Annotated in this window: 16 protein-coding genes and 1 riboswitch; of the genes, 15 read left to right on the plus strand and 1 reads right to left on the minus strand. The window is 44.6% G+C overall.

What is annotated here, in order from left to right; all coding sequences use genetic code 11:
- The first annotated feature begins 72 nt into the window (after positions 1–72).
- The 15 genes from nrdD to FYJ57_RS03950 all read left to right on the plus strand — a co-directional run bounded on the left by nrdD (position 73) and on the right by FYJ57_RS03950 (position 23,462).
- A complete protein-coding gene (gene nrdD / locus FYJ57_RS03880) occupies positions 73–2,217 on the plus strand; it encodes an anaerobic ribonucleoside-triphosphate reductase (protein WP_154431601.1) in 2,145 nt (714 codons plus the stop codon).
- A gap of 291 nt (positions 2,218–2,508) precedes the next feature.
- On the plus strand, positions 2,509–3,870 hold the full coding sequence (locus FYJ57_RS03885; RefSeq protein ID WP_154431602.1) for an MATE family efflux transporter: 1,362 nt from the start codon (positions 2,509–2,511) through the stop codon (positions 3,868–3,870).
- Complete coding sequence (locus FYJ57_RS03890; RefSeq protein WP_154431603.1) at positions 3,863–4,795, plus strand: helix-turn-helix domain-containing protein; 933 nt, start codon at positions 3,863–3,865, stop codon at positions 4,793–4,795. Before FYJ57_RS03885 ends, FYJ57_RS03890 begins: the two co-directional genes overlap by 8 nt.
- A 203-nt stretch (positions 4,796–4,998) precedes the next feature.
- The gene (locus FYJ57_RS03895; RefSeq protein WP_154431604.1) at positions 4,999–6,366 is read left to right on the plus strand and encodes an ABC transporter substrate-binding protein; all 1,368 of its coding nucleotides are present in this window, start codon (positions 4,999–5,001) and stop codon (positions 6,364–6,366) included.
- A gap of 122 nt (positions 6,367–6,488) precedes the next feature.
- Complete coding sequence (locus FYJ57_RS03900) at positions 6,489–7,376, plus strand: carbohydrate ABC transporter permease (RefSeq protein WP_154431605.1); 888 nt, start codon at positions 6,489–6,491, stop codon at positions 7,374–7,376.
- The gene (locus FYJ57_RS03905; protein ID WP_205839905.1) at positions 7,376–8,182 is read left to right on the plus strand and encodes a carbohydrate ABC transporter permease; all 807 of its coding nucleotides are present in this window, start codon (positions 7,376–7,378) and stop codon (positions 8,180–8,182) included. The genes FYJ57_RS03900 and FYJ57_RS03905 overlap by 1 nt, the downstream gene beginning before the upstream one ends.
- A 120-nt stretch (positions 8,183–8,302) precedes the next feature.
- Complete coding sequence (locus FYJ57_RS03910) at positions 8,303–11,341, plus strand: beta-galactosidase, LacZ type (RefSeq protein WP_154431606.1); 3,039 nt, start codon at positions 8,303–8,305, stop codon at positions 11,339–11,341.
- A gap of 244 nt (positions 11,342–11,585) precedes the next feature.
- Positions 11,586–13,625: a beta-galactosidase gene (locus tag FYJ57_RS03915; RefSeq protein WP_154431607.1), complete on the plus strand. Its 2,040-nt coding sequence runs from the start codon at positions 11,586–11,588 to the stop codon at positions 13,623–13,625.
- Complete coding sequence (gene galT / locus FYJ57_RS03920) at positions 13,622–15,142, plus strand: UDP-glucose--hexose-1-phosphate uridylyltransferase (RefSeq protein WP_154431608.1); 1,521 nt, start codon at positions 13,622–13,624, stop codon at positions 15,140–15,142. The genes FYJ57_RS03915 and galT overlap by 4 nt, the downstream gene beginning before the upstream one ends.
- Positions 15,143–15,347: 205 nt before the next feature.
- Positions 15,348–15,442: riboswitch (glycine riboswitch) on the plus strand.
- 254 nt (positions 15,443–15,696) lie between these two features.
- Complete coding sequence (locus FYJ57_RS03925; RefSeq protein WP_154431609.1) at positions 15,697–17,049, plus strand: alanine/glycine:cation symporter family protein; 1,353 nt, start codon at positions 15,697–15,699, stop codon at positions 17,047–17,049.
- 402 nt (positions 17,050–17,451) lie between these two features.
- Entirely contained in the window at positions 17,452–19,494 is a 2,043-nt protein-coding gene (locus FYJ57_RS03930; RefSeq protein WP_154431610.1) for an ABC transporter substrate-binding protein, read from the plus strand.
- A 149-nt stretch (positions 19,495–19,643) separates the two neighbouring features.
- Complete coding sequence (locus FYJ57_RS03935) at positions 19,644–20,642, plus strand: ABC transporter permease (RefSeq protein ID WP_154431611.1); 999 nt, start codon at positions 19,644–19,646, stop codon at positions 20,640–20,642.
- 18 nt (positions 20,643–20,660) lie between these two features.
- Positions 20,661–21,497 (plus strand): ABC transporter permease, encoded by an 837-nt coding sequence (locus FYJ57_RS03940; RefSeq protein WP_022172706.1) that lies wholly within the window; start codon positions 20,661–20,663, stop codon positions 21,495–21,497.
- A 5-nt stretch (positions 21,498–21,502) separates the two neighbouring features.
- Positions 21,503–22,483: an ABC transporter ATP-binding protein gene (locus tag FYJ57_RS03945; protein WP_154431612.1), complete on the plus strand. Its 981-nt coding sequence runs from the start codon at positions 21,503–21,505 to the stop codon at positions 22,481–22,483.
- Positions 22,476–23,462: an ABC transporter ATP-binding protein gene (locus FYJ57_RS03950; protein ID WP_154431613.1), complete on the plus strand. Its 987-nt coding sequence runs from the start codon at positions 22,476–22,478 to the stop codon at positions 23,460–23,462. The genes FYJ57_RS03945 and FYJ57_RS03950 overlap by 8 nt, the downstream gene beginning before the upstream one ends.
- Positions 23,463–23,774: 312 nt before the next feature.
- Here FYJ57_RS03950 and FYJ57_RS03955 read toward each other — a convergent pair.
- A partial coding sequence (locus tag FYJ57_RS03955) for a formate--tetrahydrofolate ligase (RefSeq protein ID WP_154431614.1) occupies positions 23,775–24,070 on the minus strand: 296 nt, incomplete at its 5' end.

Genomic DNA, 24,070 nt, shown 5'->3' on the forward strand with positions numbered 1-24,070 from the left:
TATACTGTTGTCTACAATATGTTGACTAAAATAAAAGAAAGATACTATATATAGTAGTGAGGAGCGGAAACAATGGTATATATTATCAAGAAAGACGGCACCAAAGAAGAGTTTGATGCCAGTAAGATCAAGCGTGCGGTCAATAAGTCAGCCGGCCGTGTAATGTATCGGTTTACCGATGATGAGATTAATTTTATCTGCAAATATGCAACTGACCGGGCGGAAGCGATGTCAAAAGAGCGAAAAGGCGGAGTCCTGATCCAGGATATGCACAACATTGTGGAAGGTGCCCTGGAACAGGTGAATCCTGCAGTAGCAAAAAGTTACCGCGATTACCGGAATTATAAAGTGGACTTTATCCACATGATGGATGAGGTATATACAAAGAGCCAGTCCATCCGTTACATCGGTGACAAAAGCAACGCGAACACCGACAGCGCGCTGGTGGCAACCAAGCGAAGCCTGATCTTTAATGAACTGAACAAAGAATTATACAGAAAATTCTTTATGAACCGGAACGAACTGCAGGCATGTAAAGATGGCTATATCTATATTCATGATCAGTCTGCCCGTCTGGACACGATGAACTGCTGTCTGTTCGATGTGGGATCCGTTCTGCGTGGCGGATTTGAGATGGGAAATGTCTGGTACAATGAGCCGAAGACACTGGATACCGCATTTGACGTTATGGGGGATATTATCCTCAGTACCGCAGCTCAGCAGTACGGCGGATTCACTGTGCCGGAAGTAGATAAGATCCTGTCTCCGTATGCACAGAAAAGCTATAACAAATATTATGAAGAATTCCTGAAATATTCCGATCCGTCCTGGGAAGGAAGAGAAGAAAAGGGTCGTGTATATGCCTGGGAAAAAGTCTGCCGTGACTGTGATCAGGGATGGCAGGGAATTGAATATAAATTAAATACCGTTGGTTCCTCCCGTGGCGACTATCCGTTTGTTACTGTGACACTGGGACTGGGAACGGGAAGATTTGAAAAAATGATCTCAAAATCTCTGCTGAAAGTCCATATGGGCGGACAGGGAAAAGCCGGACATAAAAAACCGGTACTGTTCCCGAAGATTGTGTTCCTGTATGATGAAGAGATCCATGGAGATGGAAAAGAATGTGAAGATGTCTTTGAGACAGGTGTTGCCTGCTCTGCAAAAACCATGTATCCGGACTGGCTGTCCATGAGTGGCCAGGGATATATTTCCAGCATGTACAAAAAATACAAAAAAGTAATCAGCCCGATGGGGTGCCGTGCCTTTTTAAGTCCGTGGTATGAGCGTGGCGGTATGGAACCGGCAGATGAAAACGATGAGCCTGTCTTTGTCGGTCGTTTCAACATCGGTGCGGTCAGCCTGCATCTTCCGATGATCCTGGCAAAAGCCCGTGCAGAGAACACAGATTTTTATGAAGTTCTGGATTTCTATCTGGAGATGATCCGCGGACTGCATAAGAGAACATACGATTACCTTGGTGAGATGCGTGCTTCCACGAATCCGCTGGCATACTGTGAGGGCGGTTTCTACGGAGGTCATCTGAAACCATCCGATAAGATCCGTCCGTTACTCCGTCCGATGACAGCTTCCTTCGGTATCACAGCACTGAATGAACTGCAGGAACTTTATAATGGTAAATCCATTGCCGAAGACGGAGAATTTGCACTGGAAGTGCTTCGTTATATCAATGATAAGATTAATGTATACAAAAAAGAGGATCAGATCCTGTATGCAATTTACGGAACACCGGCTGAGAGCCTTTGCGGTCTGCAGGTAGAGCAGTTCCGCAAGATGTACGGTATCGTGCGCGGGGTATCCGACCGTCCGTATGTGAGCAACAGTTTCCACTGCCACGTAACTGAGGATATTACTCCTATCCAAAAACAAGATCTGGAAGGAAGATTCTGGGAACTGTGCAACGGTGGTAAGATCCAGTATGTCAGATATCCGATTTCCTACAATGTACATGCTATAAAAGCACTGATCCGTCGGGCGATGAATCTGGGTTATTATGAGGGTGTGAATCTGTCGCTGGCCTACTGCGACGATTGCGGACATCAGGAGCTCGAGATGGATGTCTGCCCGGTCTGCGGTTCCAGAAACCTGACCAAGATTGACCGTATGAACGGATACCTGTCCTACAGCCGTGTTCACGGAGATACCCGTCTGAACGATGCCAAGATGGCGGAGATCGCGGACAGAAAGTCAATGTAAAAACATCAGAAATAATAATATAGAAATAATATGATAAGAAGAAATCCGTAAAATTCTGAACAGAAATCAGTTGTTTTACGGATTTTTTCTTTGTATTTGCAACCTGGTGCCTGACAGTATCCAAAGAAGGGCAGGGAGGAATAAATTCTGCGCATCACGAAGCGCGTTACAGGAAACGGAGTGAACAATCATAAATATACAGAAAATAAAAGGTGTATCTGTGAATTATATAGACAAAATCCACAGGATTATTTATACTTGATATAGGTGTGCAAACAGGAGGGTACCAGTATGGGGGAAAAGACAGTTGATATGACGAAAGGGAGCATCTTGCCGAAGATGATTCGGTTTGCACTGCCGGTGCTTCTTGGGATGCTGTTTCAGAGAATCTATAATTTTGTAGATGTTTATATAGTAGGAAGATATCTCGGAGATGAGGCACTTGCTGCGGTCAGTATCGCAGGTGGAGCCATGTATCTGCTGTTTTCGATTATGATGGGCCTGACGACAGGAGTAAGCGTGGTGGTTTCGCAGTATTATGGCGGCGGGGATGAGAAAAAAGTGACAGAAACCTTTGTTTCTTCTATCTACGTGGCGGTTGTATCTACGCTGATCATTACAATTGCGGGACTGATCGGGGCGCGACCGCTTCTGAGGATCTTGCAGACCTCGAATGATCTGATTGACCAGGCAACGGTATATCTGATGGTTGTATTTGCCGGAGCAGTGGGAACGATGCTGTATAACTGGATCTCGGCGGTGCTGCGTTCTTTGGGGAATTCGGTGGTGCCGCTGGTATTCCTGATTATTTCGAGTGTGCTGAATGTGATTCTGGATATCGTCTTTGTGGTCTGGATTCCGATGGGAGTAGCAGGGGCGGCATTTGCAACGGTTCTGGCACAGTTGTTGTCCGGGATCGGATGTCTGGTTTATGCATGGAAGATCCTTCCGATTCTTCAGTTTACGAAAGAGGAACTGCGCTGCGACAGGGAGCTGGTAAAACAGATGTTGATTTACGGTGTACCGACCGGTCTGCAGATGAGCATTATCTCAGTGTCCGATATGACTTTACAGGCAATGGTCAATACCTACGGAACTGCTCTGATCGTGGCCTATGGTGTCTGCATCAAAGTGGAAGGTGTGGGATGGCAGATGGCGGAAGCCATCGGAACTTCACTGGGAACCTTTACCGGACAAAATGTAGGAGCAAACCATCTGGATCGTGTGAAACAGGGAGTCAGATGTGCCTATCTGATGAATGCAGTCTGTTATGGAATATTCTGTCCGGTAATCTGGTTCTTTGCCCGTCCGATCATGGAAGCATTTACCGGCAATCAGGAATCGATCCGTTACGGTGTGGAATATATGAAGATCTTCAGTTGCTTCTTTTTTGTGGGCGGTATCCTAGTGGTTTATCATAATATCCTGCGGTCGGCAGGAGATGTAACCATCACCGTACTGATGGGAGTCAGTGAAATCATCACCCGAATCGGTTGCACCTTCCTTTTTACTGCTGTTTTTGGATACTATGGGCTGTGGTGGGTATCTCCGCTGACCTGGTGTTGCGCGATGCTGGTTGGTTGTGTCCGGTATTATTCAGGAAAATGGAAAAAGAAGGTACAGCTTCAGAGAGGAGAAAGTATACATGGGTAGAAAAAGAAAACCAAAAATGGAATACCGTTATTATGAAATTCCGGCAGGAAGTCCGGTGCTTGCTTTACTGGGGGATAAATGGGTGCAGAATTACGGAAGGGAGATTGATTATCTGCATTTTCATAATCATCTGGAAGTTGGGTTTTGCTATTATGGGGAAGGCACAGTTACTTTCAAAGAAGAAAACCTACCCTTTGACGGAAATATGTTTACGGTGGTACCGAAGAACTTTCCGCATACTACAACCTCTACGGGAGACAGTATCAGTTACTGGGAGTGGCTGTTTATTGATGCGGACAAATTCCTGAGGGAAGTTTATAAAGACAACCCCAGGATGGCACAGAAAGTGATCGATCGCGTGAATAAGAGAGCACATTTTGTGAGCGTTCAGGATAAACCGCAGATCGGAGCCCTGGTGCAGCAGATCATTGTATGTATGCGGGAAAGAAAGGAATTCTATCTGGAAGAAGTGAAAGGACTGACCCTGGCTTTTCTTTTACAGGTGGCAAGGTGGAATCGGGAAGAAGTGGAAAAGGCAGAATTCGAGGCGGGAAATACCAGTCTGATCACACCGGCGATTGACTATATCAGCGAATGCTGTGACCGTCCGATCAAGGTGGAGGAACTGGCTGCGATGTGCCATATCAGTGAAACGCATCTGAGAAGGGTATTTCGTGACTGTATGCAGATGTCGCCTGTTGAATATATCAATTGGGTTCGAATTCGCACAGCATGTGGGGAACTGAAGCGTACAAACGATACGGTGGGAGATATTGCTGTACGATGTGGCTTCTCCACATTATCCACGTTCAACAGGAATTTTCACAGGATTATGGGCATTTCGCCACAACAGTGGAGAAAGGATCCGGAACATTTTGAACGGAAATTGTTGAATTATGATATAAAAGCCAAAAAAGGGTGGTGAAAATCGTCAAAATACCTTAAATGGATGAAAATGCACAAAATCCTGTTAAATATGAGTACACATGCAGGAAAAGTATGGTATAATGTGTACATAATGATTCACAGAAAGTTCAAAAACTGTACACATTCACTAATGGGAAAAGCGAGTGAGAGATGCCGGTTTTTGGCAGAGTGAACAAATACATATCAGGAGGATATACATTTATGAAAAGAAAAATTGTAGCAGTTATGTTGGCATCCACAATGGTGCTTGGTTTAGCGGCATGTGGCGGTGGAGATGCTGGAACAACAGACACAACAGGCGGAGATGACGCAACAGCAACAACTGAAGCGGGCGGAGATGATGCCGATGTGAAAGAAGGAAGTTCTGATGATGAAAACACACTGACCGTCTGGACATGGGATCCGAACTTCAACATCTACGCAATCAACAAAGCGGCTGAGATCTACGCACAGGATCACCCGGGATTCAAAGTAGAAGTAAGCGAGATTCAGTCTGATGATATTGAAACAAGACTGACAACAGCAGTTTCAGCAGGAGATCTGAGCACACTGCCGGATATCTTCCTGATGCAGGATAACTCCTTCCAGAAATATGCTACCAACTATCCGGACATCTTTACAGATCTGACAGATTCCGGTATCGACTTCAGCCAGTTCTCCGAAGCAAAAGTTGCTTACTCTACACTGGATGGCAAGAACTACGGTATCCCGTTTGATAATGGTGCTGTTATCGAATGCCTGCGTACCGATATGTTGGAAAAAGCCGGATACACAATAGACGATTTCACAGACATTACATGGTCTGATTTCATGGAAAAAGCAAAAGTTGTTAAAGAAAAAACCGGTCAGCCTATCCTGACATCTCAGGCTGGTTCACCTGACCTGGTAATGGAGATGCTGCAGTCCTGTGGACAGTCTCTGTTCAACGAAGACGGATCCGTTAACATCAAAGACAACAAAGCTCTGAAACCAATCCTGGAGATCTATCAGCAGATGGTTGCAGACGGAACATTAGTAGAAGTTACTGACTGGGATCAGTACATTGCATCTATCAACAACGGCACAGTAGCTGGTGTTATCAACGGATGCTGGATCATGGCTTCTATCGTAGCTAACGATGATCAGTCCGGACAGTGGGCAGTCACAGATATGCCGAAACTGGACGATGTTGATGGAGCTACAAACTACTCTAACAATGGTGGCTCTTCCTGGGCAATTACTTCTAACTGTAAGAAAGTTGACTTGGCTGTAGACTTCATGAACTCCACATTTGCTGGAAGCACAGAGTTCTATGATGATATCATCACAAAAGGTGCTCTGTCAACATGGGCACCGGCTGGGGATTCAGAAGCATATGCTCAGCCTGTAGAATTCTTCGGTGGTGATGCAGTTTACGCTAAGATCGTAGATTTCTCTACAAAGACCCCATCCAATATCACAGGTGCTTTCTACTATGATGCGCGTGATGCTGTAGGTGTTGCATTGTCCAACATTATCCAGAGTGGTGCTGATATGGATTCTGAGATCCAGACAGCTCAGGAAACTGTAGAGTTCAACATGGGTGGCTGATAATCAGCTGAACAGTTGATAAGATAAGAGGTAAGAAATAAATAGAATGGGGATCTGCTTCGAAAAAAAGCGGAGCAGGTCTCTTTCTTTCTAAAATAGGAGAGAAAGGGAGGATGGATTTCATGAGCGATCAGAAGAAAAAAGGATTGTCACTGGCAAAGAAACACAACCTGACCGGTTGGGCGTTCTTGCTTCCTGCAACCCTGTTGATTTGCTGGATGAGTTTTTATCCGATGATTCGGGCGTTCATCCTGTCATTACAGACAGGTATGGGTGTGAATTTGAACTTTAGTGGTTTTTCAAACTACACACGTATTTTAAAAGACCCAACATTTAAACAGACATTATTTAACACATTCTTCTACCTGATCATTCAGGTACCGATCATGCTGGTACTGGCACTGATGTTTGCATCTATGCTGAATAACAAGGATCTGAAGTTTAAAGGTCTGTTCCGTACATGCATCTTCTTACCGTGTGCCACATCTCTGGTTTCTTACGCTATGATCTTCCGTTCTCTGTTTGCAAACGATGGTTTCGTAAACATGGTTCTTCGTAGCTTTGGTCTATCGCCGATCATGTGGTTTGGTAATGCATGGACAGCCCGTGCTGTTATCATTATCGCTCTGGTGTGGAGATGGACAGGATACAACATGGTATTCTATCTGTCCGGTCTGCAGAATATTGAATATTCTGTATATGAAGCAGCAAAAATCGACGGCGCAAGCCCGATGCAGACATTCTTCAAGATTACCGTACCGCTTCTGAAACCGACCATCCTGCTGACAACCATTACATCTACCAATGGTACACTGCAGCTGTTCGATGAGTCCCTGAACCTGACAAACGGTGGTCCGGGTAAGTCTACCATGACAATGTCTCATTATATTTATAACACATCCTTTGTGCAGAGTCCGAACTTCGGCTACGCTGCGGCGATGTCTATCCTGATCCTGATCATGGTTGCTATTCTGGCAATACTTCAGATGAAAGTAGGTGACGAACGATAATGGGTAAAGGTAAAAAATTTATTATGTATCTTGTACTGTCAATCGCATCAATTGTTTCTGTATTTCCGCTGTACTATATGTTCTGCGCATCTACAAACAAGAGCGTTGACGTTATCGCCGGCAAACTGATTCCGGGAACGTATCTGATTGAAAACTACAAAGCACTGATTGCAAACCAGAATCTGGGACTGGCACTGTGGAACTCCTTCCGAAATGCAACAGTACTGACTGTCCTGTGTCTGCTGGTTTGCTCTATCGCCGGATATGGCTTCGAGATCTATCACGACAAAGGAAAAGACGTTGTATTTACCATCCTGCTGACTGCTATGATGATTCCTTTTGCAGCCATCATGATTCCTATGTTCCGTATGTTCTCTACTTTGAAGATGGTAAATACCATGACAGCGTTCATGCTGCCATCCATTGCAACACCGTTCATGATCATGATGTTCCGTCAGGCATCCAGATCCTTCCCTCATGATATCATTGAGGCAGCAAGAATCGATGGTCTGAGTGAAGCTGGTATCTTCTTCCGTATGTTCATGCCTACCATGAAGTCCACATACGCAGCAGCTACTATCATCACTTTCATGGGTGCATGGAACAACTACCTGTGGCCAAAAGTTATTTTACAGAACAACAGCGCTATTACAATGCCGATGTTGGTTGCCAACCTGTTAGGTGGCTATACTGTAGATTATGGTATGCTGATGTTAGGTGTATTTATCTGTACAATCCCGACAGCAATTATCTTCTTTGCTTTCCAGAAGAGCTTTACAGAAGGTATCACAGGTGCTGTTAAATAATAAAAAAGTAGCTGTGCATATGCTGAATGGTTATGTATAAGTAAATTAAGGCGGATATTTATAGTATATGAATATCCGCCTGTTTTTTAGCAAAGATTGAAAAATAGGAGGAAAAATAGAATGGGTACTTTCAATTACGATTTGGTAAAAGATCCTACTTATTTTAACGACAACCGTGTGGCTGCTCATTCAGACCACAAATATTACGCTTCTGTGGAAGCGATGGAACAGGATGTGGATAACTTCCGTCACAGTCTGAACGGATTGTGGAAATTCCATTACGCAAGAAATTACAACTCTACGATCCCGGGATTTGAGAAAACAGAATATTGTTGCAAATCATGGGATGATATCCGTGTACCGGCTCATATTCAGATGGAGGGATATGATGTACCGCAGTATGCAAATGTACAGTACCCGTGGGAAGGAAGAGAAGAAGTAGAACCGGGTCAGATTCCGGAGAGATTCAATCCGGTTGCTTCTTATGTGAAATATTTTGAAGTTCCGGAAGAGATGGAAGGCAAAAAAGTATTTATCTCTTTCCAGGGTGCAGAAAGTGGTATCGCTGTATGGCTGAACGGTAACTTTGTAGGATACAGTGAAGATACCTTTACACCGTCCGAATTCGAACTGACTCCTTATCTGAAAGAGGGAGAAAACAAACTGGCGGCTCAGGTCTTCAAATGGACCAGCAGCAGCTGGTGTGAGGACCAGGATTTCTTCCGTTTCTCAGGTATCTACCGTGATGTCTATCTGTATGCGATCCCGGAAGTCCATGTATCTGATGTGAAGATTCAGACACTTCTGGACGATACCTTCACCAAAGCGGATCTGGTGATCGATACCAAAGCAACAAAAGCCGGAAAAGTAAAAATTACATTATCCAAAGACGGAAAAGAACTGCAGAGTGTGGAAGAAACACTGGCAGAGGAGTCTCAGTATGTGATGAAAGTGGAGAATCCTGAACTGTGGTCTGCAGAATCTCCTGTATTATATGATCTGTTACTGGAAGTGATGGATGAGAACGGACAGGTGACAGAAGTGATCCCTCAGAGAGTGGGCTTCCGTCGTTTTGAGATGAAAGATTCTATCATGATGCTGAATGGTAAGAGAATCGTCTTCAAAGGTGTTAACCGTCACGAATTCAGTTCTGTATCCGGTCGTGTGGTATCCAGAGAAGAATTGATCAAAGACCTGGTGACCATGAAACAGAACAATATCAATGCGATCCGTACCTGCCATTATCCGGATGCGGTCGGCATCTATGAACTGTGTGACGAATATGGTATCTACATGATCGCAGAGTGTAATCTGGAGAGCCACGGAAGCTGGGACATCAGTGCAGAACAGACCGGTGACTTCAGCAAAGTCGTACCATGTGACCGTCCGGAATGGATGGATATGATGCTGGATCGTGTCAATTCCATGTATCAGAGAGATAAGAACCATCCGGCGATCCTGATCTGGTCCTGCGGTAATGAGGCATTTGGCGGAAAAGTAATCTACGAGATGTCACAACTGTACCGTAAGATGGATCCGAACCGCCTGGTACATTATGAAGGTGTCTGCCACGATAGAAGATACAACGATACCAGTGATATGGAAAGCCAGATGTATCCGTCTGTAGAGGATATCCAGGCATTTCTGGAAAAAGACAGAAGCAAACCATTTATCTGCTGCGAGTACACTCATGCAATGGGTAACTCCTGCGGAGGTATGCACAAATACACAGATCTGACCGATACCGAGCCGTCCTACCAGGGTGGATTTATCTGGGACTATATCGATCAGTCGATCTACAAAAAAGACCGTTACGGAAAAGAATTCCAGGCATACGGCGGTGACTTCAATGATCGCCCATGCGACTATAACTTCAGCGGAAACGGTATCGCATACGGCGGAGAAAGAGACGCATCTCCGAAGATGCAGGATGTGAAATTCAACTACCAGAACATCTCTGCCAAAGTGGAAAAAGACCAGGTAACCATCGTCAACAAGAACCTGTTTATCAACACTGATACCTTTGACTGCTTCGTAGTACTTGCAAAAGATGGAAAAGAAGTAAAAGAAGTTCCGATGGAAACTCATGTAGCTCCTTTGAGTGAAGAGACCGTAAGTCTGCCGATTCCGGTACAGAATCTGCCGGGTGAATATGCAGTTACTGTATCCTTCCGGCTGAAAGAAGATACCGTATGGGCAAAACGTGGTCATGAAGTGGCATTCGGACAGGGTGTCTACAAAGTGGAAGCACCTGCAAAAGCTGTAAAACCTGCAAGATTTGAAGTGATCAGATCCGGTCATGACTTTGGTGTTCGCGGTGAAAACTTCGATGTGCTCTTCTCTTACCTGAATGGCGGTCTTGCTTCTTACCGTTACGGTGGAGTGGAGATGATCCAGATGATCCCAAGACCAAATTTCTGGCGTGCACCGGTTGACAACGATAACGGAAGCCTGATGCAGATGCGCTGCGGACAGTGGAAACTGGCATCCATGTATCTGTCTCACAAATATCCAACCGGAGGACATTATCCGGGAATGCATATCCCTGAGATCGAAGTTCTGGATGACAGTGCAAAGATTACATTTACTTATGCAATGCCAACGACTCCGGCAACCGAGTGCAAACTGAGCTATCAGGTATATGGAGACGGAAGCATCCGCACCACACTGACTTATGATCCGGTAGAGGGTCTGGGCGATATGCCGGAATTCGGTGTTATGTTCAAGTTCGATGCAGATTACGACAATGTAACCTGGTACGGCATGGGACCGGAAGAAACCTATGTGGACAGATGTGAAGGCGCAAAACTGGGTATCTACAGGAACAAAGTGGAAGATAATATGGCAAAATACATGGTTCCGCAGGAATGCGGAAACAAGGTTGGCGTACGTTGGGCATCTGTAACAGACCGTAAGGGCAGAGGAATGCTGTTTACCGGTGATGCTATGGAATTCTCCGCACTGCCATATACACCACACGAGATGGAAAATGCGATGCATCCATTTGAGCTGCCACAGGTACACTACACGGTAGTACGTGTATCCAAACAGCAGATGGGTATTGCCGGAGATGACAGCTGGGGTGCAAAACCACTTCCGGAATATCTGATCAAAACCGATGAAAAGATGGAATTTACATTCACATTCAAGGGAATCTGATGAAAATTACAAATAAATAATTAAATGAAAGGAAGTAACTTTTCAGTAGCCACTATCCCGCGAGATGTTTTGACATGAATATGTCAAAATCTCGAGACATACAAGCAAAAATGCCATCACCGAAGGTGATTTCAAATGCATTTTTGTTCGTAACTGTGAAGGCACTGAACAGTTACGAAAGGAAAAGCCTTTCTCCTTGATGTGAAAGGAGAAAGGCTTTTTTGATAAGACAGGAGAAGAACTTATGGCAAGAGAAGTAAATTTTGGAAAAATGCTCCATGGTGGAGATTACAATCCGGAACAGTGGCTTCACAGCCCGGAGATTCTGGAAAAAGACATCGAATATTTTAAAAAAGCGAAAATCAATGAAGTATCCCTGGGTATATTTTCCTGGGCAGTACTCGAACCGGTAGAGGGAGAGTTCCATTTTGAATGGATGGAAAAGATTATAGATCGTCTGTATGAAAATGGCATTTCAACAATTCTGGCAACCCCGACCGGAGCAAGACCAAGATGGATGGCACAGAAGTATCCGGAGGTACTTCGTGTAGACGCCAGTCGTCACAGAAATCTGTACGGAGAAAGACATAATCACTGCTATACATCTCCGGTATACAGAGAAAAGACAAGAATTATGAATACAAAACTGGCGGAAAAATTCAAAGACCATCCGGGCGTGATCGCCTGGCATATTTCCAATGAATATGGAGGAGAGTGTCATTGCCCGTTGTGTCAGGCAGCCTTTAAAAACTGGCTGAAAGACAAATATCAGACAGCAGATAAGATGAACCGGGCATGGGCAACCACATTCTGGAGTCACCGGTATAACGATTTTGATCAGGTTGACAGTCCGTCCCCAAGAGGAGACAGCTCTCTTCACGGTCTGAACCTGGACTGGAAACGGTTTGTGACCGATCAGACTGTAGATTTTGTAAAATGGGAGATCCAGGCTCTTAGGGATGCAGGATCCGACAAACCAACCACCATCAATATGATGTACGATTTCCAGGGATTAAATTATCACAAATTTGCTGATGTAGTAGATTTTGTATCCTGGGATAATTATCCACAGTGGCACAAGAAAGAAGAATACCTGACAGCCATGGATAATGGCATGCAGCATGATATCATGCGAAGCATTCAGAAAAAACCATTTTTGTTGATGGAGAACTGTCCGTCGGCAACCAACTGGCAGTCCGTAAGCAAATTAAAGAAACCGGGAATGCTTCATGCAGCTTCCATGCAGGCTGTTGCCCACGGATCCGACAGTATTTTGTATTTCCAGCTTCGACAGAGCCAGGGTTCCTCTGAAAAGTTCCATGGTGCAGTGATCGATCATTATGGCAAGGATGATACCAGAGTATTTAAGGAAATAACGGAAGTAGGAGAAAGTCTGGAAAAACTTCAGGAAGTTACCGGAGCGAAGAACCCGGCACAGGTGGCTGTGGTATATGACTGGGAGAACCGCTGGGCAATGGAAGACGCCCAGGGACCAAGAAATAAAGGACTGTTCTATAAGGAAACTGTGGAAAAATCCTATTACGCATTCCGCAAACAGGGACTGAATGTGGATATGATCGATATGGAGCAGGATCTGGATGGTTATAAAGTAGTAGCAGCGCCTATGCTTTATATGTTCAGGGAAGGATTTGAAGAGAAGGTTCGTAAATACGTAGAAAATGGTGGAACCTTTATCCTGACTTACTGGTCCGGTATCGTAGACAGTACCGATCTGTGTTTCCTGGAGGGAACTCCCCATGGACTGATGGATGTGATGGGACTTCGCAGTACAGAGATTGACGGTTTGTACGATGGGGAATATAATAGAGGAGTACCGGTGAGGGGGAATGAGTTGTGCCTGACGAAAACCTATACCTGTAATCATCTTTGTGAACTGGTTAAGACTTCTACTGCACAGCCTCTGATGACCTACGAAACCGATTTTTATGCCGGTATGCCGGCACTTACCGTGAACCTTTTCGGAAAAGGAAAAGCATACCATGTCTGCGCAGACTTTGAACAGGGATTTTATGATGAAGTTTATCGTAAGATTGCAAAAGAAGCAGGCGTAAAACGTGTAGTTGCCCACATCCCGGAAGGCGTGGAAGTAAGTGTGCGCCGGAATCAGGATACAGATTATGTATTTGTACAAAACTTCAACCGTCAGCCGGTAGAAGTCAAGTTGCCTGTAGAACAGTATCCGGTATGGCTTGGAAAATATGATGGCACTATAGATCGGTTCGGCACCGTGGTATTAAAAGGAAAGGCAGGAGAAAAGGAATGATTCAAGAGAGCATTGTAAAACTGGTACAGTATGGACTGGCAACCGGTCTGGTAGAAAAGGAAGACAAGCGTTATACTACGAATAAAATTCTGGAATTACTGCAGATGGATGCAATCGATGAAGAATATGTAAAACAGATTCTGGAGTCTGACGGAGCAGATCAGAGTGTGGCAGGTGAACTGGAAAGCATTCTGGGAGATATCTGTGACTATGCATATGAACATGGTCTGATGGAAGAAAACAGTGTAGGTTATCGCGACCTGTTTGACACAAAAGTTATGAGTCTTTTGGTAGACCGTCCAAGCAATGTGATCCGTCGCTTCTGGGAATTGTATAAAGAAGATCCGGTAAAGGCTACCGATGCACATTACAAATTCAGTCAGGATACCGATTATATCCGTCGTTACCGTATCGCAAAAGACATGAAATGGGTAGCACCGACAGAATACGGTGATCTGGATATTACCATCAACTTGTCCAAACCGGAAAAAGATCCGAAAGCCATCGCAGCAGCAAAGCTGGCTAAACAGACATCATATCCAAAATGTCTGCTTTGCATGGAAAACGAAGGCTACGCAGGACGACTGAACCATCCGGCAAGACAGAACCACAGAATCATACCGGTAACCATCAACAACAGTGAGTGGGGATTCCAGTATTCTCCTTATGTATATTATAACGAGCATTGTATCGTATTCAATTCTCAGCATGTACCGATGAAGATCGAACGTGCAACCTTCGCAAAATTGTTTGACTTTGTAAAACAGTTCCCGCACTACTTTGTTGGATCCAATGCGGATCTGCCGATCGTAGGAGGATCGATCCTGAGCCACGATCATTTCCAGGGTGGACATTATGAATTTGCCATGGCGAAAGCACCGGTGGAAAAAGAAGTAGTGATCCCGGGATTCGAAGACGTCAAAGCAGGCATCGTAAAATGGCCGATGTCCGTCATCCGTATAAGCGGTCCGGACACGGAGCGTCTGATCGAACTGGCAGACAAGATCCTGTTAAAGTGGAGAGGATACACTGACGAGGCAGCATTTATCTTCGCGGAAACCGACGGAGAACCACACAATACCATCACCCCGATCGCAAGAAAACGTGGTGATATGTATGAGATGGATCTGGTTTTGAGGAATAATATTACGACCGAAGAACATCCGCTGGGTGTTTATCATCCGCATGCGGAACTGCACCATATCAAGAAAGAAAACATCGGTCTGATCGAAGTTATGGGCCTGGCAGTGCTTCCGGCACGTCTGAAAGGTGAACTTGAAGGTCTGTGCAAAGCCATTGTGGCAGGCGAAGATCTGAGAAAAGATGAAGTTCTGGAAAAACATGCCGACTGGGTAGATGAACTGAAAGAAAAATATACTTTCACAGCAGAAAATGTGGAAGAGATTCTGAAAAAAGAGATCGGCATTGTATTCAAGAAGGTGCTGGAGCATGCAGGAGTGTACAAATGCACAGAAGAAGGCAGAACTGCATTCATGAGATTTATTGACAGTCTGTAAAAGAAAATAACGATTTTTATATAATACTTTGGTAAAGTGTTATAAAAATAAAGAGCCGGGTTGACAACAGCAATCCGGCTCCTTATAATAAAAGCATTAACGAAACTACATATCGAGCCAATAGAAGGTTGCAGGAAAGCAGGCGAAAGCCCGCCGAAGGAATAATACTCTCAGGTGTCCGTGAAAAACGGACGGGACTGTAACCGGATGGCCCTCTGGAGAATCCCAAAGATGGGTGCCGAAGGTGAAAGCAGATCTGTGATCTGCGAATCTCTCAGGCAAAAGGACAGTGTGAAAGATACAAAAAAGAAAAGCGGCATGTCGCAGTTGTTTTTTGTGTTTCGAGTGGATAATGAATAACTATTCTGAACAGAACCTGCAAAGGCGCAGAACAGTTATGGAAGTATCAGGTCCCGGGGATTTCCCCGGGACCTTTTTTGCCGGAAACGCTGTACTGGTTTCAGGTGAATAAAAAACGCTCTGCAAGGATATGCCCTGACGCATTCTTTGGTATTGGCTTGAAACGTAAGAAAAAGTGAGGGAGAAGAAAAAACATGGAATTTGTTACAAAAGTAGTTGAGTGTGTCAATACGTTTCTGTGGGATTATGCACTGCTGATCCTGCTTCTGGGAGCCGGTATCATTTACTCGTTCAGCCTGAAATTTATTCAGATACGAAAGTTTGGTGCCGGAATGAAAGCATTGTTTGGTAATTTTTCGCTGCATGGCGGGAAAGGAGAAAATGGTCTCAGTTCTTTTCAGGCTCTGACAACAGCGATTGCCGCCCAGGTAGGAACCGGTAATATCGCCGGAGCAGCAACAGCGATTGCATCCGGAGGGCCGGGTTCCATCTTCTGGATGTGGGTCAGTGCATTCTTCGGAATGGCTACCATCTATGCGGAAGCTGTTATGGCACAGCATACAAGAAAACTGGAAAACGGACACTATGTAGGAGGCCCGGTATATTATATAAAATACGTATTCAAGGGCAGATTTGGAAAATTCCTGGCAGGTTTCTTTTCTATAGCTATCATTCTGGCCCTGGGATTTATGGGAAATATGGTACAGTCCAACTCTATCGGTGCAGCATTTAACAATGCATTCCATGTACCGAAACTGGCAGTGGGAATCTGTGTGGCAGTGATTGCCGGCATCATCTTCATTGGCGGTATCAAGAGAATCGCAAGCTTCACAGAAAAAATCGTTCCGATCATGGCGCTGTTATACATCATCGGCTGCCTTGTGATCCTGGTGATGCATCTTCCGGGGGTTGGAACTGCATTTAAAGATATTTTTGTGGGTGCTTTTGCACCACAGGCAATCGCAGGCGGTGCACTTGGTGTAACGGTTCAGAAAGCGATGCGTTTCGGTGTTGCGAGAGGACTTTTCTCCAACGAAGCAGGTATGGGTTCCACACCACATGCACATGCAACAGCGGAGGTTAAGGATCCGTGTGATCAGGGAATCATCGCAATGATGGGTGTATTTATCGATACATTTATTATTCTGACACTGACAGCTCTGGTTATCCTGTCCACCGGAGTACTTGGTAACGGACAGACAGGTTCTGAACTGGCACAGAGTGCATTCAACGTAGGATTCGGTAACTTTGGAAATATCTTTATTGCATTGTGTATGCTGTTCTTTGCCTTTACTACAATTGTCGGATGGTATTATTTCGGTGAAGTGAATGTTCGGCATTTGTTCGGAAATGGTGCAGTAAAAGTTTATGCAGTGATCGTTGTGATCTGTGTAATCATCGGATCCACATTGAAAGTAGATCTGGTATGGGATATGGCAGATATGTTCAATGGTTTAATGGTGCTTCCAAACCTGATTGCACTTCTTGGATGTCTGGCGATTGTTCGCAAATTGACGAAAAAGAGCGAAAATAGCAAAGAGAAATAATGGAATATAGACAAAAACAGAAAAATCCGCTTTGGGGAAAGAAACCAAAGCGGATTTTTTTTGAAATTGATTAAATTGTACTTGATTTTTATAAAACAATGTTATAATATATAAACATGACGAAACAACATTTAAACAATACGTAAAAATCACCAGAAACAACAAGAAAAAGTGAAAGGTATTGTGCAAAGTGTTCACGACAGTGGGGTGACAAACTATATAATGTCGTGAGCGAAACAAAAGATTCCGTAGTTATTATGACGAAACACAATATTAAGAAAAATTGTGAAGGAATGTAGATTTTCGTTCGTGTTCATACGGTAGGCGCCAGCAGAGTTTTTCTGAAAAAAGTAGTATGGGCAGAAGGAAAATTTATATAGAGACAACGGAAGATTGACGAATATGATGTTGTCTGAGTTATTTTCAAGACCTAAAGGGAGGGAAAGAGATGAAAAGAAAATAGTTGCAGTTTTAACGGCAGCTACGCTTGCAGTTGGTATGTTAGCCGGCTGTGGCGGTGGCGGAAGTGATTCCAGTTCCGGCGGATCTACGGATTCCAGTGGAACAACTTCTACAGATGACAGTTCAGGCGGAAGCGGAACAGCAGCATCTGAAGGTATTACTACAGAAGTAGGAACTCCTCGTTCCGAGACACTGATCGTTGAGTGTCAGTCCCCAACAGATGTACCTGGTCAGTTTAATAGCTACATGACAGGTACCCAGATGGGATTCGGTATTCATCAGCTGATGAGTGCTCATCTGTGGGAAATGGATACCGCAAGTGGTGAACAGTGGGGCGAGATTGCTGATGGCATGCCTGAGTCCAATGATGATTTTACCGAGTGGACAGTAAAAGTTCGTCAGGGTATCAAATGGTCCGATGGTGAAGATGTAACAGCGGATGACGTTGTCTTCACTTTCAATATGATTAAAGAAAATGACGGAATCGGTGCCAGTGCAGCAACAAACCTGTACATTGATTCAGTAGAAAAAGTAGACGATTACACAGTTCTGTTTAAGATGAAAGAATCATTCCCACGTTTCGTACAGAGATATGGTATCACTGTATGGGGAACTGATTACCGTATCGTTCCGGAACATATTTATTCAAAACAGTCCGATGTTACTACATTCAAGGATGAAGATCCTGTAGTGGCAGGTCCTTACACCGTGAAAGATTACGATAAGTTAGGTGACTGGGTGTTGTATGAACTGCGTGATGACTGGAAGGACAGCACACTTGGTGTTGCAGGATCCACTCAGTATGAGTACGCTGAAAATGCTACACCACCGAAATACGTATGGTTCCGTACATTCGCAGACTCTACCACAAAACAGATGGCTATGATCAATAACGAAGTTGACCTGCTGTGTGAAGTAACACTGGAAGAGTTTGAAACCATGAAAGCTTCTAACGACAAAATTAACTGCTGGTACAATGATTTCCCATATGCAAACCCAGACGATCCGGGTGCAAAAGGAATTGTATTCTCACATGGTCAGGGCGCACCGTATGACAATGCAGACTTCCGTTGGGGTATCTGCTTAGCACTTAATATTGATGAGATCTCCATGAACACGTTCTCCGGAGCAGGACGTGCGGCTCCGATCCCGTTAATGAACAATACACAGTTCCTGCAGGAAACCTACACAATCCCAATGCAGGATTGGCTGGAAAACTTCGAACTGGATCTTGGCGATGGTACAACCTTCAAACCTTATGATACCGGTTATGCAAAACGTATGGCTGATTCTCTGGGCATCGAAGGAACAGATGAAGAACTGATTACCATGTTTGGTGCAGGCTGGTGGAAACATGATGAAGAAGCAGCTACAAAACTGCTTGAAAAAGCCGGTCTTGAAAAAGTAAATGGTGTATGGAATTATGAAGGCAAACCTTTCACCTTTGAAATGAGCTATCTGGCAGATACTGAGTTCCAGGAAGCACGTGGTGTACAGGCAGCTTACAACCAGCTGACAAAATTCGGTTTCCAGTGTTCAATCGCATCCAAATCTTCCGCAACATGGGATGTAGACGGTGGAAAGGGTAACTACCAGATCGCTGGTTACTGGCCATCCGGTGGTATCCTGAAAGACTTCTACTCTGCAATCAGCGGATTTGATGGTGATCTGATCAAACCTTTAGGCGAAACTGGTTCTGGTCAGGGACTTCGTTGGAATAACGAAAAAGTTACAGAGATACTTCACGAACTTGCTAATACTGATCCGGAAAGTGATAGATCTTACGAACTGCATACTGAATTCCTTAAGGAATGTGTAACAGATATGCCGGAAATCAACTTCCTCTCTGGTACAAAATTCGTTCCGACCAACTCAACTTACTGGGAAGGTTATCCGAATGCGGACAACCCGTACAATGGTCCATGGTGGTGGTGGAGCTGCTTCAAATACATGCTTCCAAACATCACTCCTACACAGGCTTAATCCTTTAAGTCTTTAGGAACAGTAATAAAATGATGAAAACAGCAAAAACTGACAGAGTTATTTGCTGAAATATCAGAAGGGACGGAGTTGTAAGAAAAACTTACGAGCCGTCCCTTTTGTGTAGAAATAGTAGTAAAGGAGTGCTGTGTATGAAATTTAAAAAATTCTTTCTGCAGCGAGTGCTTGCCTGGGCGCTGACTATCCTGATCGGTGTTACCTTTATCTTCTTCATTCCACGTATGTTTCCGTCAGATCCTGTTGAAAACATGATCGCACAGATTCAGTCACGTTCCGGTAACATGGATCCAGCTGAGATGGATGCCCTTCGTAGCAGTCTGCGTGTGCAGTTTGGACTTGATGGCTCGCTGCTGCAACAGTATGGATATTTCCTGTGGCATGGTCTGCTGCATTTTGACTTTGGTCCGTCACTGATGAGTTATCCGGAACCGGTAGGAAAGATCATTGGACGATATCTGCCATATACGTTGATGCTCTGTCTGACATCCACGTTTATTGCGTGGATCATTGGTAACCTGATCGGTCTTCTAGCAGGATTTCGGAAAAATAAAACTTCATCCAAGATTCTGGAAGCAATTGCAATTTTTATTTACCCGATTCCTTACTTCCTGGTAGCGTTGATCTTACAGATTGTATTTGCATTTATATTAAAATGGTTCCCGTTGCAGGCAGTTATCAATACTAAAGGTGGATTTGGTCCTTGGATCGCTTCTGTGGTCAAGGCTTCTATCCTTCCGGGAATCTCACTGCTGTTACTTGGTACCGGATGGTGGATCATCTCCATGAAATCTCTGGCGAGCACCACAGCAGAAGAAGATTATGTACGTTATGCCCGTTTCCGTGGACTTTCCGAGTTCGCTATCGGCAAAAACTATGTAATGCGTAACTCCATTCTGACCCAGATCACAGCACTGGCAATGAGCCTTGGTGGTGTCTTCGGTGGTTCCATCATGACCGAGATTATTTTCGGATACCCTGGAGTCGGTTCTCTGATTCAGGCCGCGATCCTGCAGTCGGATTATAATATGATCCTTGGCTGTATTACGATTTCCATCGTAGCGATTGCTTCAGCAACTTTAATTGTGGACCTGATCTACCCGTTCATCGATCCGCGAATCCGGTACGGCTGATAAGAGGGAGGGACAGACATGAAGAAATTTTGGAAAACAGCCAATTTTCGTTTAAAAGCAGGCTTGATTTCTACTTGCTTTTTCCTGATCATTGGGTTCGTAGTATATTTTATCCCACATACAAATCCGTTTACCTATAATACATACCCGAATAATCTGGGAGTTTCTGCTGAACATTGGCTTGGAACTACCAGTATGGGACAGGATATTGTATGGCTGCTGATCGAAGCCATTCACAATTCTTTGATGATTGGTCTGATCGTAGCTACTATTGGTACTGTTGTGGGTGTTCTGGTTGGTCTGCTTGCAGGTTTTGCAGGCGGCGCATTGGACAGAGTGCTGATGATTATCACGGATACTTTCGTAGTAATCCCGTCTCTGCCGATTCTGATCATGATGACTTCCCTGATGAAAGGAAGCTCTACTGTAATTGTTATGGCACTTGTTCTTGCAATGTTCGCCTGGGCATGGCCAAGCCGTCAGATCCGTTCCATGGCTCTGACAATCAAAGAGCGTGACTTTATTCACACAGCACGTTTCTCCGGTGAAAGTACCTTACAGATCGTTGTAACGGAGATTCTCCCGTTCGCACTGTCCTGGTCACTTTCCAACTTTATGAATGCAACACTGAGTGCAATTGGTTCAGAATCCAGTTTGGCCGTTCTGGGTCTGTCACCGGGAAACCTGGTTTCTCTTGGTAACATGATTCAGTGGGCAAGAGGATACAATGCAGTCCTTGCTAAGAGATGGCTCTGGATCGGTTCTCCGATTGTTGCAACCGTTATCTTATTTGTTGGCCTGTTCATGTTGATTACAGGTTACAACGATTATCAGGCTAAGAAGAGAGGCAGGTGATAAGTATGCTGAAAATCGAGAATTTGTCAACGTCTTATAAGACAATAGACGGTGATATACACGTACTCAAGGACATTAACTTTGAGATTAAAGACAATGAGATCTTCGGCATCGCAGGCGAGTCCGGATGTGGTAAAACCACCCTGCTGAACACTCTTTATGATATTGTTGACTATCCGTTGGTGATCGATCAGGGGCGTGTTGTTCTGGAAGGTGAAAAAGACGGAAAGAAATATTCATTCGAATCTGGAAAGATTCGTGACACCTGGTGGAACAATATCGCATATGTGCCACAGGCTGCACAGAGTGTTCTGAACCCGATCGTTCGTCTGAAAACACAGTTTCTGGATTCTATTCCAAAGGACCAGAAAAAGAATGAAAAACCGGAGGAAACTCTGGCAAGAGTTGCTGATTATCTGAAAGAACTGAATCTTTCCCCGGATGTTCTGGAGTCATTTCCATTCCAGCTGTCCGGTGGTATGAGACAGCGTGCGATCATTGCACTGGCAACCTTTATGTCTCCGGGTGTTGTTCTGGCCGATGAGCCGACAACCGCTCTGGACGTAGTTGTACAGAAGGGTATTCTTATGATGCTGATGCGTCTGCAGAAACAGTTAAAGAATACAATGATCATTGTAAGTCATGATATGGGTGTTCATTATCAGATCACAGACCGTATGGCGATCATGTATTCCGGTAGTATTGCAGAGCTCGGTAAGACAGAAGATATTTTCAATGATCCGATTCATCCGTATACAAAGATGTTGGTAGATGCTCTTCCGCGTGTAGGTGAGGATGTACAGCGAGTTGGTATCGCAGGACGTCCGCCGGCACTGAAGAATCCGCCGCCAGGATGTCGTTTTGCACCTCGTTGTCCGCATGCTACGGATCGGTGCCGCAGTGAAGTCCCGAAATTCCGGGAAATAAGACCGGGTCGTTTCGCTGCGTGTCACTTATTAGAAGAGGAGGTGAAGACGAATGGCTGATAAATTATTGGAAGTAAAAGGCGTCAGCAAGATTTTCCGTGTAGGTGGTATGCTGCGTGGTAAAAAGCTGGTGGCTGTAGATAATGTTTCTTTATCTATCGATAATGATAAACCGGTAATCCTGTCTATCGTAGGAGAGTCCGGTTGTGGTAAATCTACTTTATGTAAGATGATTCTTCGTCTTCATAACCCGGATATGGGTGACATCGTTATGGATGGAAAATCTTATGCAGATAAAAAAAGCTATGATCCAAAACAGTTCAAACTGGATGTACAGCCGATCTTTCAGAATCCATACGAATCTTTCTCCGCAAGAAAGACCGTAGATACTTACCTGTATAACACTGCTCTTCGTCTTGGCATCGCAAAGAACAGAGCAGAAGCAGATAAAGTTGTTGATGAAGCATTAAAGAGTGTTGGTATGTCTCTGGCAGTCGTAAAAGGAAAATATGCGACTCAGTTCTCAGGTGGAGAGCTGCAGCGTGTATCTATCGCGAGAGCCCTGATTACCCGTCCGAAACTGATCATCGCAGATGAGCCTGTTGCGGCAATCGATGCATCTATGAAGATGAACATCGTAAACCTCTTTAAAGAGCTGCGTGACAAATATAAAATCTCATTTATTTATATTACTCATGACCTGTCGACTGCATACTATGTATCCGATTATATCGCAACCTTGTATCGTGGCTGCCTGATCGAATACGGACCGGCAAAACAGATCATGGACAATCCGGCACATCCTTACACCGAACTTCTGATGAGTTCTGTACCCCGTGTCGGAGACAAATGGGAGAAAGAAATTGCCATGCCGGATATGGAAGGAAAAGAATATGCAGTGGAATACTGTAAGTTCGCTCCTCGTTGTCCGTACGCAACCGATGAATGTCGTCAGAAACGCCCGGATGCAAAAGATATGGGCAATGGCCGTATGGTACTTTGCTGTCACCCTCTGTGTCAGCAGACAAAAGAAGCGTAAGATAAGCTTGTAAAGCATAAAAAGGCTGTCGCCTCCGGAACTTGTGAGAGTTCCGGAGGCGACAGCCTTTTGCTTTACGGGAAATTGCTTTCCTGTAAAGTAAAAAACGCTCCGCGAGGATGCACCAAGGCACGCTCTAGGGCTGTTTTAGTTTTAGCAACAATTTATCATGGGAAAAGGCAGATAACAGGATTTGACATATGATGGAGTAGGAAATTGATAATAAAAAACTCCCGGGGATTCCGATATTTGGGGAATCCCCGGGAGTTTTATGATCTCAGATTATTTCAAAAAGTTCGAATGTCCGGAAGGTTAGAACAGACCTGTGATCTTTCCTGTCTCGTCTACGTCGATCTTCTCAGCAGCCGGTACTTTTGGCAGTCCAGGCATAGTCATGATCTCACCGGTCAGAGCTACGATAAAGCCTGCACCTGCGGAAATCTTCAGATTTCTTACAGTAACTTCAAAGTCTGTCGGTGCTCCCAGTTTGGTCTGGTCATCTGTCAGGCTGTACTGTGTCTTGGCTACGCAGATCGGGCAGTTGCCGAATCCAAGGTCTTCCAGCTGTTTTGCCTGTTTCTGGGCATTTGCTGTCAGTACTACACGTT

The sequence above is a fragment of the Oliverpabstia intestinalis genome, assembly GCF_009696065.1.
GTDB classification, from domain to species: Bacteria; Bacillota; Clostridia; order Lachnospirales; family Lachnospiraceae; genus Oliverpabstia; species Oliverpabstia intestinalis.